Origin of the sequence: Spiroplasma endosymbiont of Aspidapion aeneum, from assembly GCF_964031045.1 — a bacterium.
Taxonomy (GTDB): Bacteria; Bacillota_I; Bacilli_A; order Mycoplasmatales; family Mycoplasmataceae.
In genome coordinates, this window is sequence record NZ_OZ034994.1 from 1079133 (window position 1) to 1091847 (window position 12715).

The window sequence follows — 12715 nt, forward strand, 5'->3', positions numbered from 1 at the left end:
TTTTACTCCTTTCCAAGTAATCCCGCAGGATCTGCAGGATTAAATTTAGCTTTATTAACTTTATTTTCCTTAATATCTATTTTTTCTAAAATATCATTTTTTATAGAAAATAAATTCTTATATGTTTCAATCACATTTTTAGAATTTGATACATCAATATCTAATTTTTTTATCAAATCAATTTGATTATTGTTATGTTGCAAACCAGCATTACTTAAAATATTGGATATTTCATTAGAAATTTTATAATCCTTTAATTCGATTATTTCTGCTTGTGATTTAGTTATGCGTTTTCTGATAATTTCATCCAATTCTTGCTGAGTAAATTTGCGCTCGATATTTATGCTATTTTTCTCATTTTGTGATAAATTATCTTTTTTTTGAGATTGCTGTTCAGTTTCAGCGTTTTCCTGAATTTGTTTTTCTTCCATAATATCCTCCTTGACGAGTAATTTGAGAATAACAAAAAATGCTAAATTTGTAAATAGCATTTTAATTTCGGGTTATTTTTACTTTTGATTTAACAGCCGACGCCTTTTTTGATTTTGTTTTGACATATATTTATTTTCACCAGGTTCTAAAGAAATAATTTTAGTTACGTTAATTGCTACAAAACTAGTTCATGTCTTAAAATTTGTTGAAATAAGTAATTGTCCCTCTACATTGAAATAATTGCCTGGTTTTGCTTTTTTTGCAATTTTTCATAATTCTTTGTCATCAAATTGTAAGAACAAATATCCACCTTTAAAAGTTACCTTTATTCTTTTGCGGTCAACAGTAGAGTTACCAAATTTAACGTTTGCAATTTCTGGATAGCTATACACCTCAACTGCTAAATTGATGTAATTTGGGTACGCCTTTTTAAATAATGTATCCTTCATTATTTTTTTCCTTTCATACATATCTTATTAAGATTAAAATATAATAAATTTTCAAAGCAGTTTCTACAAAAATAAATACCTTTTTTGTATTCTAATAAGTAATTTTTTGTGTATCTATTTTTACATAAAATACAAAATTTATTCATTTTTATTCTCCTTAATTCATATAAAATTCCTCAAAACAATAGCAACAAACTATAATTTCAAAAAATTCTCCATTAACATAATGCCTTTCTGCTCCGGATGGACTATATCCAAGACCCAAGCAATAAACATTAGCACAGGGTATAATATCCATTGTTCTCATTTGATTAGGATGATTGTGCATTAGTTTTGGATATTCTCTTCCTGTAAATCTGTCTCTCATTATAAAATTACTTCTTGTGCCTTTAATAAAATTCTAATGGCAGCATCTATAATTATATTAAAATCAAATTTGTGATTTACCATCTTAGAATTTAAACCTTGTAGTTTTTCTATTAATTTTGTGTATTCTTTTTCTCAATTCATGTTTTTTCTCTCCTTAAATTTCTTATTTTCTTACTTCTAATAATTTTTAATAAATAATTCCTTTCCTAATTTACAAGCTTTTTGCTTACTATTATTTGTCATCGTATATTTTCATTCTCTTTCAACAATGTTGAACTTTTTAAATTTTTTCTTAATATTATCACTATTATTTATAGACAATAGAAATTTGCCACCATCTCTATCTATATTTGTTACCAAACAAAGTAAGTCTGATGAATTTATATCATTATATTTATATATTTTTGTTTCCACATCAAAATACGGTGGGTCTAAATATCAAAATTTTTTGTGTTCATATTCCTTAATTTTGTCATAAAAGAAAAAACAGTCTCAATTGCTAAACTTTATTTTATCTCTATTTTGATAGATACACAATGCACATTTTTGTATTCTTTCAAATTTGTTAATATTTCAATTTTGCTGTAATCTTTTTTGTGTCCATGTAGATTTCGGCAGACCATTAAAACCTAAATTATTATTAATTAAAAATTGTATATATTTTTCTGATAAACGACAAATAAGATCTAAATTTTTCAAATTTATATTTGGGTAAAACGAATATTCATTTAAATTTACCTTTGAAATATTTGTTCAAAAACACATAAGTTCACTATTTTTGTCATTAAAATAATACTTTTTAAACAATCCTTCATTTAAACTATTAAGCCCAACACTACCCCCACCAAAAAATGGCTCATGGTAGTACATTTCAGATGTGTTACTTGGAAAAAATGATTTTATTAAATCTCATTTTTTAGATTTTCCACCAGGTCAAGTTATTGGTGAAATTGATTTAGCCATTTTAACCTCTTATTCTATTTTTTTTATAGAAATTATAATCAATATTTTTTATTAATTTTTGCACGCCCATAAAAGTAGATAATTATAGCATCCAGTTCATGTTGATTTATTTTATTTTTATTATAATAAAATCCCCTTTTTGCCTTATATTCCAAATTTGGAATATTTTTTTTATTACCTGCAATCATTTTTCCTATTTTTTTGATCATAAATGATGTTACTTCGAGTTTATATTTATATTTAATGTTTAATGCTCCAATTAAATAAGCTAGATGTACAAGATCGATATTAGTTTTTTGTTGCTTTTGAATTTTATGTAATCCTTCAAAAAATAAGATTGATGTTCTTTTTTTTGATAGATAATTTTTAATAAAATTGTAATGATCAAACCAATTTTTAGCAGAAAAACTAACAATATTTTTACCATCAAAAATAGCTGTAGTTCCTGTTCCAGACAAGTCTAAGCCAATATAGCCTATTTTTTTGTTGGGTGAATTCATCTTATTCCTGCTATTTTTAAATTTGCAAAAATTATGTCTGTTAAATTAAATGGTATATCTAAATCAATATTTTCATAAATTAGATATTTATTGCTTTGAAGGTATTTATATTCATCATATAAGTATTTATATTTTGCAGGTAATTCTATAAAATCATCAAAAAGCTTAAAATGCTTATTAAAAATTTTTTCAAAAACAATAAAATATATTTTTGTGATCTTGTTTTGATAATCATCAAAAATAAAATCAATTGTATAAATATAAATCTTAATCCTCATAAGCCTCAATAAATGACTTGTTTTCGATGGAATTTTCCTTAGCAACTTTTTTAAATTGATTTATTAGCTGAATTGCATCGTAGATATTAATAATTTTTCTGTCCTGATTATATTCTAGATATTCAATTTGCTCTCCCGTTTTGTAATGGTAAAATGGAATTTCAATTCCAAAGTAATTATAAAATTGACTATTCTTGTAGTAATTTTTATTGAATCAAAAAATATTATCCTCGTTAAAAGGTGATCGTACTCTGAAGGCGGTTTTATTAATATTTCATTTTATGAAGTTGTTTTTATGACATCATATTATCTTATTTTTTTGCATATAATCTCCTTGATTTAAATCTTTAATTAAATAAACTATAATTGATAATAATAATAGATTTTTTAATTAAATTATTTTTATTTATTTACTTTTTATAATTTCATACGAAATTATTAATCTAAGAATTTTAAAACATAGATTTAAATCACGCATAAAGGCAAAATAAAATTACAATATATTGCTTTTTTGGTATGTTAAAAAATTCTATTTCTTAGATAATCACATTTATTTTTGCTCAACCGGTTGCTTTTTGCTGAACTCTTCTTATATTTTAAGAGAAGCTTCTAAATTCGCACAGATAAAAGCTTCTCTTAAAATATAAAAAAAGTGCGAATTGTCACACAATTTTGGACTTTTTGAAACGGTCTACTTTTTGGGGTTCACTCTAAATAAAAATGTATTTGAAACCAATATTTACAATATGAAACAAGATACAAAGAAACATTTCAATTTTAAATGCAATAATATATATATTGTATAGATATTATGCATTATAATTATCAACGAGTCATACTCGCTATATAATTTCAACTATTTATTTTTTTATTAATATGATATAATTTAAAGAGTTACCAAAAAAGATAACAAAAAAAGGAGAAAAGATGGGAGAAAATAAACCAATAATTGAAATAAAAAGTATTAATAAAAGCTTTGGTAAAAAGGATATTTTAGATAATATAAGCCTGGACATATATCCCGGTGAAAGAGTTGCAATTCTTGGTGGAAATGGAGCCGGCAAAACTACATTGGTTGATATGGTTTCATTAACTACAAAGCCAACTAGTGGAACAATAAAAATCAATATTGAAGGGAACTTAAAAAAAGAGATAGGAATTCAGTTCCAGGAAGGAAACTGGCCATCAGGAATTTCAGCAAATGATATGTTAAAGTTTTATAAGTCGATTTATCCAAACTTTAATGATGAAAGAGAAAAATATTTAGAAGAAATATTTGAAATTTCATCTTTTAAACAATCAACATTAAACCGTTTATCAGGTGGGCAAAAACAAAGGTTTAACGCCATGTTGGCAGTTTTAAATAATCCAAAAATTGTAATTCTTGATGAATTAACAACTGGATTGGACATGAAATTACAATTTAAGTTAATTGATTTTTTTAAGAAAAGCACAATCGAAGAGGGCCAAACATTATTAATTGTTTCTCATATGCCGGAAGAGGTTGAACAGTTATGTACGAGATTAATAATAATTGGAGATAAAAAAGTTTTATTAGATGAAAAAACAGAAAATTTATTCAAGAAGAAAATATCGATTCGTAGTTTAATGCATGAATATTTTGAAAGAGGTGTCATTAATGTCTAGTAAAAATGAACAAATAAAAAATGTTGAGAAAAAAAATGTTGATTTCAATAACAACAAATTAAATAATAGCAAAATAAATTTATTTATCTCGTTTAAAGAAATTAGCATTTTATTACTAAAATCTTTTTTTAGAAGCCCTCGCGGACCACTTTTTATGTATATTGTTCCAACATTCTTTAGTTGACTATTTTATTCAATTTATAAAGATTATGGGGTAAGTATTTTACTAAGTTATACACTATTACCGTGTTTTACAATTTTAACATCATTATCAATAGCAATAATCGAATGAAAAAATTCTGTTTTTCTTAAACGAATAGATGGTTCTGGTATAAAAAAATCAATATTTTTATTTGCTATATGATTTAATTATTTAATTATATCTTATTCAGGATTTACGTTGCAAATATTGTTTGGAGTATTAATCACAAAAGGTGATTTTTACACTCAGGTATTAAAGAATGTTAATTGACTAGTAATGATTTTTGCAGTGACACTTGTGTCAATCACTTGTATAGCAATATCTACGCTTATTGGTGGAATTATTAACAATGAGGGAAGTGGAACAGGTATTGTAATGATGGTTTACTTTTTATGTATATTTTTAGGTGGAGTAATGATACCAACATCTGTCATTGAGACATCTACCTTTATGAGGATATTATCATATATAGTTCCACTTAAATATGCGGTAGCAATATTCCACTATTCACTTGGCGAGGAAGTATACAACTCTATGACTAATGGAGATTTTTCAAGTATTTTTATTCCAATTGGAGTTGCATTTGCTATATTAATAACTTTATTTGTTGCAACAATGTTTACATTTAAATGGTCATCAAAAAAATAAATTAGAATTAAATAAGATTTGAAAATAATTTTCTTAATGTAATGACAAAATAAATATCAAAACTATTTATTTGATAAGTTATCACATTAAGATTTTTTATTTTTAGATAATATTTATCAAAATTGTTTAACGACAAATAACTGATCAATATATTTTTTTTATAATAATTAATTTATAGATTACCATATTATTTTTAATAAATATTTATTAAAATACTTTAAAGTATAATCCTTAATATAAATAATTTAAAGACAGTTTAAAAATAGTTTATTAAATGTCATATTTTATATATCTATATCAAAATAAGAGAAAGCAGAATAACGTAGTTTTATGCTCCGATAAGCTTGCTTCCTTATATATTGCTTAAAATGGATGTGTATTATAAATAATCTGCGGAATTTCTTCATCAAAATTATTTATATTTTTTAAAATAGAATCATTTTTAAAACCCTTAAGGTACTTATTTATATCTAAATTATCAGAAAATTTATTAGCATCAACAAGATATTTATGTCTACATTTTATATATAAAAGTAATGCCTTAAGAGATTTTATTTCAGTTTTCTTATTAGCTATTAAACCTCTATTGTAGTTCTTATTCTCCTTTAATATTCTCTTGATATTAATTAATAAGAATTTTATTTCTGTTCTTAAACGTAATGTTTCAATATCATATAAATATGACCCGTTTAGGACATCTATATTAGTTCGTTTTTTATTGGTATAAAAATTTTGTATACATATAAACTTATACAATAATTGTAAATATTTGAAATTTTTTTCTTGAAGGTCATAACTATTGTCTGCCAACATAAAATACTCAAGTTTTATTATTCGAATTACAACCTTTCGTGAAACTATAATAACAAATGAATTTGATAGCAGCATAGACACCAGATATAACAATAAGTATAAATCAATAAAATAAGAGTCGTTTTTTGTTGAACTCCTATAATTAGATACTTCTGCAATTATAAGTCCAGAAAAATTACCCGCTATAGAAAGGAAAAAAATAAATGAAAGAGCATAATTGAATTTAAAAAGCGCGATAAAATTAAAATAGCTTCAACTTAAAACATTTAATATAATTAATGAAGCTCATAAGGTTCAATAAAAATTATGTATATTAAAATTATTGTATAATCATTTGAATTCATGTGTCAATGATACAATAACCGAACATAACGTAATGAGCAATATACAAAATATTGCAGCAATATACAAACTATTTTTTGATAATTTAAACCTACGGTTAACATGGCAATAGAAAGACAATAGAGAAAAGAAATTAAAAAATATAGTAATTATCAATATTGAAAAGTTGTAAAAAACGAGTTGACATGTTATAGAAACTTGATCATTATACAATGTAATGGCCTTATTAAATGAAATATTGCCCATGTCACCCACATTAAATTTTCCACTTTTTATAAACTTTGGCATAACAAATATATAATTACTACCATTTGATACCCCATTCATTAGGTTATTATTTTGTGTGATAACTACTGATAATATATAGAATACTCCAACACATACATTGACAATAAAGGATGGTATTCCTTGGTATCCTATCAAAAACATTTCTTTTAAAGATAAATCTGAATACCTATATCTAATTTTTACAATTGAAGTTTTCGAAAAATATGAATATAGAAAGCAAAATAAAAGCATAAAAATGTACAAAAGGGGATAAAACCCATAATTTCAATTCGCTGATAGTAAATCATATAGTGGTTGGACATGTACAATATTGTATAATAAGATCAGTATAATCATACTTGTGTGTACAGAAACAATTAAAATAAACTTTGCTTCAAGTGTGAATAAAATTGTAAATAAGAGTAAAAATGAAAGAAAAATTGATGACACTATATATCCATTTAGAATATGTTGTAGTAAAGAGTATAAACCCATATCATCATTATTGGATAATTTAAAAACTTGATATATATATATATCTTCAAATGAATACATTAATAAATAAACTATAAATAAAAATATTAGATTTCCAATAATGCAATTTAATAATCCTAGATTTTTATATCTATCTGTAAAATTTTTATCACTTCTAACTAATTTAGTTGCAATCCCCATTGGGAAAACAAATATAAAGGCGTAACATATAAATTGGAAGGGCATGAGCATTGCAAAAATAATTACAAAAAAACTTTTTTTATCAGTTTCATTTTGAATAATTGATGGTGTAGATGCCGATGAATTTCAATTGTAAATTTTATATAGCTTTGTAGTATTATAAATTTTGTTTATATTACTATTGTATATATTATATGAATTAAAAATTTGAAAAAACATTGGCAAAATAATTGCGGCGGCAACCAAAAAACAAATACTTATATAAGGAAAAAACGCTAATACTTTTTTCCCATTCAATAATTTTCATATTATTACAGGGCGAACCACATTGCTTTTTCTCTTTAGTATTTCAAATTCATATCTTACATCACTTAAATGCTTCATCTCTTCCTTAAACTATCTTTCCTTGGGCTAAAGATTTATTTCCTCCACCCTTTAAATTAAAATTATTAACCTTTTTAAATAATTCTATAGCACTATATTTGTTCTCCAGATTTTTTCCAATTGAAACAAGGTATATTTTTGATTTCACATTGTAAATGTGTAGAATTAAATCATCATACTTGTTTTGCAAAAGATCTGATAAAATTTTGGCATTTTTTAGGTTAAGGTCATTCGCCTCAATATTCAATAAATTATATTCATTATTTATAATAGGTTCTAAATTGGTATATTTATTCACCAATAGTAAATCAATTGATTCGTTTACAGCAGAATCAAGTTTTTTATAAATTATTCGCATAGAATTTTCCAGCATTTGTATTTCTTTATAATTTTTACGTTCATTAATACTTTTTTTTGATTCTGAAATTATCTCTTCCATCGAAGAAAAATCAATCTTTGTTAAATTATATTTATTTATTTTATTTTTTAATAGTTCAAACTTATTATCAATGTCTTTTAGCGCTAGGTTAAAATGATTATATTTATCATTTATAAATTTATTTATAGTTTCATAAGATGTTATTGCAGAAAATCTAATAACACCACTTCCTTTTGATTCCACCTTTGTAATAACCAATCTCTCAATATCACCCGTTTTTTCAACATGAGTTCCACCACAAAGCTCAGATGAGAAATTGCCAAATTTTATAACCCTTACCTCCTCTTTATACTTTTCATTAAATAAAGAAATTGCTTTATATTTATTAATTGCAGTATTTAAATCACAGTAATAAATTTCCCGTATATGATTTAGCTTAATATTATTATTAACAAGTTTTTCAATTTTATTAATTTGATCATCATTTGGCATGCCTTTATAATTTATGTCGATTCTAAATCCTTCATCATTGTTAAAGCTTCCTATTTGATTACAGTTTTGACCTAATACATTCTTAATTGCAGAATGTATTAAATGTGTACCTGAGTGATTTTTCATTGTTAATCTTCTCTTATCAGTATTAATACAAGCTTCAACTTCGTCACCAATTCTTAATTCACCATTTACAACAATTTCGTGAATATACTGTCCATTTTTAGCTTCTTTAACATCAATTACATTAAAAATATCACCATTTTTCGCAACTAAATAACCTGTGTCATTTTCTTGTCCACCTTTAGTAGCAAAAAACGGAGTTTTATCCAAAACAACATTACAAGTATTATCTTTAATATGATCAATTTGCAACTCACCTTTGTACATATAAACTATTTTCGATATTTCTTTTTCTTTATCATATCCAACAAATTCAGATTGAACGGTTAAATTTTCCAAAATAAATGAGAGTGGATTTCATGCACTATTATCTTTCCTTGATTTTCTTGCTAAATCTTTTGACTTGTTTAATAGATTATTAAATCCTTTAATATCAATCTTTATTTTATTATTAGAATCTTTGATTAATTTATTTTTCTCATCAACCAATTCTTTTGTGATCTCAATTGGAAATCCAAAGGATTCAAAAAGGAGTAAACATTCCTTTGCAGATACTGAATTATTTTTTTTGATTATTTCCTCTATAAGATTATAACCCTTATTAAGAGTTTCTAAAAATTTGTTTTCTTCTATAATAATTGTTTCAATAACATTTTTCTTTTCATTGATTATATTAGGATAAAATTCATTCATTATAAAAATAACAATATCTACAAGTTTACTTAAAAATCCTCCAATAATTCCAATTTTTCTTCCGTGTATCATACTTCTCCTAATAAGTCTTCTTATAATATATCCTCTATCTTTATTAGAGGGGTATACTCCATCACTTATTGAAAATACAATAGTTCTAATATGATCAGATATTACTTTGAAAGAGGTGTTAATACCCAACTTATATGGGTCATTTGAAAAGAATGCTTGGATATCGTATTTAAACTTATTGCCCGTTAATTTTTCAATTTCCTTAATTATTGGAAGAAACAAGTCATTATCAAAATTCGTTGGGGAATCTTGAAAAATAGATACAAGTCTTTCAAAACCGGCGCCTGTATCTATATTTTTTCTTGGCAATTCGGTATAATTATTTTTTCCATCATTATTAAATTGTGAGAACACAATATTTCATATTTCAATATATCTATCATTCTCAATGTCATCTTTTAATAATTTTACTCCAATTTTATTAGGATCATATTTTTCTCCCCTATCAAAGAAAATCTCAGTATTTGGACCACAAGGACCTTGTCCAACATCCCAAAAGTTAGTTTTTGATGAACCTTTAAAAATTCTCTCTTTTGGAACATTTAACTCCTTATTTCAAATATCATACGCCTCTTTGTCTTCTTCAAATACTGTTATAAATAGTTTTTCTTTATCCAAACCGAATCATTTTTCACTTGTTAAAAGTTCTCATGCAAAATGAATTGCCTCATTTTTAAAATAACCCCCTATAGAAAAATTGCCCAACATTTCAAACATTGTTTGATGTCTAGCTGTTATCCCAACATTATCAATATCATTTGTTCTAATACATTTTTGATAATTAGTTAAATTTTTATGTGGCGGTTCTTCTCTTCCTTCAAAAAAAGGTTTTAGGGTTGCAACCCCGGAATTAATCCATAGTAAGCTCGGATCATCATTAGGAACTAAACTTACCGGCTCTAAAAAATAATGACCTTTTTTCACAAAAAAATCAATTCACATTTTCCTAACTTGATTTGCTTTTAAATTTTTCATATAATCTCCAATACATTCATTAGTATTATTTTATCAAAAAAAAAACTTTTTTTCTTATTGTTTTGAAATATATCCCAGCACCATATTACAATCACACAATGATTTAGGATTGTGCCTTGCTAATATGCATCACTGATTATCAATTGTTACTACATTCACAACCAGTTTAACCCTATTATTATAACATTTCATTTTGATACTTCTTTTTGAGTTATTAAGTGTTGTTGATTCTTGCCTTTTATATTTATCTCATAATCTTACTATGTTAATAGACTCTGATATATATCGATTATTCTTATCTTCCACAACATCTAAAATTATAAAATTTATATCTTTATAATCTAAATGATATTTTTCAAATAATTTCTTAATTTGAAAATATTTTCTGTTTATTCGATTGTTCTTAATTTTTTCCACCATTGCAGATTTAATTTTAAAAATATGGTTTTTTAACCTTTTATAAATGTCAAGACTTTCACCAACATAGGTAAATAAAATATTATTTTCAAAAATGCAATAGTACAAATACACACCAGAAATTATTTGGTTTTTTTTCATTATATCATCTACGGAAATAGTAATTTTATCTTTAATAACACTATTTAACCTATTGCGTATACTTATATTATAAAATTCATGCATATAAATATTATACATATAATTTCCCTAAAAATATAAAAAAGTAACCCTTATATTAGAGGAGTGAATATTATTCACTCTTGTTGTGGTTACTTTTAATTTTTCTAATAATTATTTTTTAATTTCAGTTACTGTTCCAGCACCAATGGTTTTACCACCTTCACGAATAGAAAATTTAGTTCCTTGTTCAACGGCAATAGGTTTTATTAATGCTATTTCAAGTTCAACATTATCTCCGGGCATAACCATATCAACCCCACTTGGCAATGTAACTTCACCAGTTACATCTGTTGTTCTAAAGTAAAACTGTGGGCGATATTTATTTAGAAAGGGTTTATGACGCCCTCCTTCTTCTTGTGTTAGAGCATAAACAGAAGCCTTCAAGATTGTATGTGGTTTAATAGTTCCGGGTTTTGCCAAAACTTGTCCACGTTCGATTTCTGATCTATCTACACCACGTAAAAGTGCACCAACATTATCTCCCGCTTCTGCAAAATCAAGTAATTTTCTAAACATTTCTAGTCCGGTAACAACAACCTTTTTACTTAATTCTAATAAACCAACTATTTCAACTTCCTCATTTACCTTAATAACACCTCGTTCAACTCTACCAGTTGCCACAGTTCCACGTCCAGTAATGGTAAACACATCTTCGATTGGCATCAAGAATGTTTTTTCTTTGTCTCTTTTTGGAGTTGGTATATATGAGTCTACAGCTGCCATTAATTCATCAATTTGTTTTCCTCATTTTTCATCACCGTTAAGCGCTTGTAATGCTGAACCACGGATAACAGGTGTATTATCACCATCAAATTCATATTGGCTAAGTAGATCTCTGACTTCCATTTCAACTAGTTCGATAAGTTCTTCATCGTCTACCATATCACATTTGTTCAAAAAAACAACTATTGCTGGCACGCCAACTTGTCTTGATAAAAGGATGTGTTCTCTTGTTTGAGGCATTGGTCCATCAGTTGCAGCAACAACCAATATTGCCCCATCCATTTGAGCTGCACCAGTAATCATATTTTTAACATAGTCAGCATGTCCAGGACAATCCACGTGGGCGTAATGTCTTTTATCTGTTTTGTATTCTACATGTCTTGTATTAATTGTTATACCACGCTCTTTTTCTTCAGGTGCATTATCAATATCTGCATAATCCTGAAATTCTGCGTTTCCTTTCGCTGCCAATACTTTTGTAATTGCAGCAGTTAATGTAGTTTTCCCATGGTCAACATGTCCTATTGTACCAATATTAACATGGGGTAAACTACGGTCAAATTGTTCTTTTGCCATAATTAATTTCTCCTTTTTCTTATTTTATGTAACAATATAATTTTAATTTATTTTAAAAGAATTTTTCAATTATT

The 12715-nt window shown here is 25.6% G+C and carries 14 protein-coding genes; 2 read left to right on the forward strand and 12 right to left on the reverse strand.

The window, feature by feature from the left end; genetic code table 4:
• Positions 1-2: 2 nt before the first annotated feature.
• From AAHM97_RS04720 to AAHM97_RS04755, 8 genes are all read right to left on the reverse strand, one after another.
• Positions 3-431, reverse strand: coding sequence for a hypothetical protein (locus AAHM97_RS04720; RefSeq protein WP_342268794.1), 429 nt, complete (start codon positions 429-431; stop codon positions 3-5).
• A 78-nt stretch (positions 432-509) separates the two neighbouring features.
• Positions 510-881 (reverse strand): hypothetical protein, encoded by a 372-nt coding sequence (locus tag AAHM97_RS04725; protein WP_342268795.1) that lies wholly within the window; start codon positions 879-881, stop codon positions 510-512.
• Positions 882-1038: 157 nt separating this feature from the next.
• A complete protein-coding gene (locus AAHM97_RS04730; RefSeq protein ID WP_342268796.1) occupies positions 1039-1248 on the reverse strand; it encodes a hypothetical protein in 210 nt (69 codons plus the stop codon).
• Positions 1248-1391 carry a hypothetical protein gene (locus AAHM97_RS04735; protein ID WP_342268797.1) on the reverse strand — a complete coding sequence of 48 codons (144 nt, stop codon included), beginning with the start codon at positions 1389-1391 and terminating at the stop codon, positions 1248-1250. Before AAHM97_RS04735 ends, AAHM97_RS04730 begins: the two co-directional genes overlap by 1 nt.
• A gap of 36 nt (positions 1392-1427) precedes the next feature.
• Positions 1428-2213, reverse strand: a complete 786-nt coding sequence (locus AAHM97_RS04740; protein ID WP_342268798.1) for a DNA adenine methylase — start codon at positions 2211-2213, stop codon at positions 1428-1430.
• Between the two features lie 32 nt (positions 2214-2245).
• A complete protein-coding gene (locus tag AAHM97_RS04745; RefSeq protein WP_342268799.1) occupies positions 2246-2713 on the reverse strand; it encodes a hypothetical protein in 468 nt (155 codons plus the stop codon).
• Positions 2689-2991 (reverse strand): hypothetical protein, encoded by a 303-nt coding sequence (locus AAHM97_RS04750; RefSeq protein WP_342268800.1) that lies wholly within the window; start codon positions 2989-2991, stop codon positions 2689-2691. The genes AAHM97_RS04745 and AAHM97_RS04750 overlap by 25 nt, the downstream gene beginning before the upstream one ends.
• Positions 2981-3316, reverse strand: coding sequence for a hypothetical protein (locus AAHM97_RS04755; RefSeq protein ID WP_342268801.1), 336 nt, complete (start codon positions 3314-3316; stop codon positions 2981-2983). The genes AAHM97_RS04750 and AAHM97_RS04755 overlap by 11 nt, the downstream gene beginning before the upstream one ends.
• Positions 3317-3918: 602 nt before the next feature.
• Between AAHM97_RS04755 and AAHM97_RS04760 the strand changes: the two genes are divergently transcribed.
• Entirely contained in the window at positions 3919-4638 is a 720-nt protein-coding gene (locus AAHM97_RS04760; RefSeq protein ID WP_342268802.1) for an ABC transporter ATP-binding protein, read from the forward strand.
• Positions 4631-5488 (forward strand): ABC transporter permease, encoded by an 858-nt coding sequence (locus AAHM97_RS04765; protein ID WP_342268803.1) that lies wholly within the window; start codon positions 4631-4633, stop codon positions 5486-5488. The genes AAHM97_RS04760 and AAHM97_RS04765 overlap by 8 nt, the downstream gene beginning before the upstream one ends.
• Positions 5489-5851: 363 nt before the next feature.
• Here the strand turns inward: AAHM97_RS04765 and AAHM97_RS04770 are convergent, their stop codons facing one another.
• The 4 genes from AAHM97_RS04770 to tuf all read right to left on the reverse strand — a co-directional run bounded on the left by AAHM97_RS04770 (position 5852) and on the right by tuf (position 12641).
• Positions 5852-7969: a hypothetical protein gene (locus AAHM97_RS04770; protein ID WP_342268804.1), complete on the reverse strand. Its 2118-nt coding sequence runs from the start codon at positions 7967-7969 to the stop codon at positions 5852-5854.
• A gap of 7 nt (positions 7970-7976) precedes the next feature.
• The gene (gene alaS, locus AAHM97_RS04775; RefSeq protein ID WP_342268805.1) at positions 7977-10703 is read right to left on the reverse strand and encodes an alanine--tRNA ligase; all 2727 of its coding nucleotides are present in this window, start codon (positions 10701-10703) and stop codon (positions 7977-7979) included.
• A 54-nt stretch (positions 10704-10757) separates the two neighbouring features.
• Positions 10758-11360: a hypothetical protein gene (locus AAHM97_RS04780; RefSeq protein ID WP_342268806.1), complete on the reverse strand. Its 603-nt coding sequence runs from the start codon at positions 11358-11360 to the stop codon at positions 10758-10760.
• Positions 11361-11453: 93 nt separating this feature from the next.
• Positions 11454-12641 (reverse strand): elongation factor Tu, encoded by a 1188-nt coding sequence (gene tuf / locus AAHM97_RS04785; protein ID WP_342268807.1) that lies wholly within the window; start codon positions 12639-12641, stop codon positions 11454-11456.
• Positions 12642-12715: the final 74 nt, after the last annotated feature.